The sequence below is a fragment of the Burkholderia sp. AU31624 genome, assembly GCF_020420065.1.
In the GTDB taxonomy this organism is placed as follows: Bacteria; Pseudomonadota; Gammaproteobacteria; order Burkholderiales; family Burkholderiaceae; genus Burkholderia.
Map to the genome: position 1 here is coordinate 1 of NZ_JAIZRT010000021.1, position 2569 is coordinate 2569.

1 protein-coding gene and 3 tRNA genes are annotated in these 2569 nt (G+C 60.2%); all 4 read left to right on the forward strand.

The genetic code is table 11. From position 1 onward, the window contains the following. Positions 1–2055 precede the first annotated feature (2055 nt). Positions 2056–2141, forward strand: a tRNA-Tyr gene (locus LGM89_RS36990). Positions 2142–2185: 44 nt separating this feature from the next. After that, positions 2186–2259: transfer RNA gene (locus tag LGM89_RS36995), tRNA-Gly, on the forward strand. A 24-nt stretch (positions 2260–2283) separates the two neighbouring features. After that, a tRNA-Thr gene (locus LGM89_RS37000) sits at positions 2284–2358 on the forward strand. 66 nt (positions 2359–2424) lie between these two features. Then, positions 2425–2569: GTP-binding protein (locus LGM89_RS37005; protein WP_234037674.1), on the forward strand; the 145-nt coding region annotated here is incomplete at its 3' end.

Consider the following 2569-nt stretch of genomic DNA (forward strand, 5'->3'; position numbering starts at 1 on the left):
CGAACAGGACCGTGAAACGACTCTACGCCGATGATAGTGCGGATTCCCGTGTGAAAGTAGGTAATCGTCAGGCTCCCTAAGCCAGAAACCCCCGCCCGAAAGGCGGGGGTTTTTGCATTGGCGCGGCGGAAATGCATGGGGCGCGGAGTGGATGGCCTGGCCATATCCAGGCGCCGAATACGTCGATTCAGCCACCTGCCGTTCCTGAGAGCTCGCAGCGCTGCGCTACTGATCAAGCCGATCGAGTTGGTCCCTCACGCGTAGCTGGCGTCGGCTGAAACCCACATTCAAAGTCACTATTGCAATTTCGTGCCTATCAAGCATGTTCGCGGCCCCCGTCACCACAACGAGCCCTCGGCATGCGGGGCAACGGGGCCCTCTATCGGACGTTTGGCGCGTTCTCGCTGCGCGCGCCGAGTGGCTGATGCCCATCGAGCGGACGAAATCGAATCGTGCCGCGAATCTCATTTTGTAGCCATCCAGGGTTGTTTGTGGCTCAATTGGTTGCATCTTCGCTCAAGTCGGCTTGTAACCCACCGGATGGACATGGGCGCTGCTAGCGCGAACCTGCGTCCGCGAGTTCGTCGACCCGATAGCATCAGAAATCCGCGCTGTTCCTTTTGACGAGCACGGGCTGCCCGTCTCGCACCGCATCGATTTCTTCGATGAGTGAATGGGCCGTGCCGCCAAAGCAGTCTCGCCCTTACCCATAACGCGAAGTGCTTGCCGCCGGCGTCGATGCTGGTCGATCGCGCCGTGCATGCGGTACTGGGATCCCAGAGTGCGGAGCCATTGCCCGGCGGAAACTGGCGGGTCCTGTTCCTGCCTTGATTTCGGGTTAGCACGACCAACGCCGGGCAACGAGCAGTCGATGTCGAAGACTGGATGTCGCACGCCAGCTTTCCGTCGTCGTCGGATGGATGCGGAGCGGAGAACGCGCCGGAGTCGAATCGTGCGCAGGTACTAGCGTTCAGCTGCACGACGTGGGCATCGTCCGAGCATGCGGGACGTCATGCGTATGCCGTGGATTCGCTGCGGTAGGCCAACCAGATGCTGACGTTGGTCGGCTTGCATGATGGCGAAGGAGTGGGTGGCACATTGCAGAATGCTCGCCGAGATCGCGTCGACAAGCCTGCGGGCAGGCCCCAGGCGGGACCGCATATCATCGCCGAGTAGTGGCTGCAATGCGTCGCTTCAGGCTGGGCCGCCGGACTCACCTTCTGACGCACTATCGCCTGCGCCGACGAGGTACGTCGACGCATCGTTGAGCAGCCACGCATAGGCGATTGCATCTTGCTCAGCGCGACGCCCCAACGAAACCGACGTGTGCCGAACCGAGGCACCCGGCATCGAGCGCGGGTTTCATTCGGTCATATGCGACGAGCAATGAAGCTGCCGCGCTGCGTCCCGGGGCGTGGCTGTCGGCAGTGCCTGATAGCGGAGCCTGGTGATCGTGCCCGAGCGACACCAGGCATCCGACGGACCCGCGGCATGCGCGGTCAAAGCCGTGAAGGTCATCGCAAGGGCAAGCAGGCGCATGAGGATCGGAACCGGAGGCGGGCAGCTGGCCTGCGATGGTGTCGCGGCCGTGGCTGAAGTCGGCTAGGGTCGGTGTCGCGCCCGCCTCTTCCTGTCGGTAGCCGTGGCCGCAGGATCCGATGCAGCTGCTGGAAAACGCCTGAAAGCCTCGTCACGTCATCCCCCGCAGGTCCGGTCAGACAACCGGTGAGATTGGACGCGATATCCCTCAAAGTATCGGGGACATATCAACGCATCCACTCGGCACGAAATTTGCGGAAATTTTTCGTTTACCCGCTTGGCAGAGTGCGTAAGAGGTCGTATGATGGTGGTCTTTCGTTTTCAGCGTAGATGCAGATCGACGCTGGGGGCGGAGTCTGACGAAGATGTGGCATTGATCAGCAGCACCCATGCTTGCCTTAGCCGGGCAAGGGCGGGAGATCGATGGTCGGGCAGGCGTCGGGAAGAGAGTAAAAATAATCTTCCGGATCCGCTTGACAGAAGTGCGATGCACCCCCATAATCGTCAGTTCTCTACGGAGGGGTGCCCGAGTGGCTAAAGGGGGCAGACTGTAAATCTGTTGGCTTACGCCTACGTTGGTTCGAATCCAACCTCCTCCACCAAGATTATCAGCGCAGTGAGCGGTAAGGAATCGTTTGTGGCCCGTGCGGGTGTAGCTCAATGGTAGAGCAGAAGCCTTCCAAGCTTACGACGAGGGTTCGATTCCCTTCACCCGCTCCAGACCGCGAAGTTGAAGCGTAAAGCGCCCATGTGGCTCAGTGGTAGAGCACTCCCTTGGTAAGGGAGAGGTCGGCAGTTCGATCCTGCCCATGGGCACCAGCAGTAAAAAGTCAGTGTCTTGTTTGCGCGCGGCGCAACCTGTGAAATTCCTTCTGGGAGTCGAAAATGGCCAAGGGTAAATTTGAGCGGACCAAGCCGCACGTGAACGTTGGTACGATTGGTCACGTTGACCACGGCAAGACGACGCTGACGGCAGCGATCACGACGGTTCTGACGAAGAAGTTCGGCGGCGAAGCGAAGGCATACGACC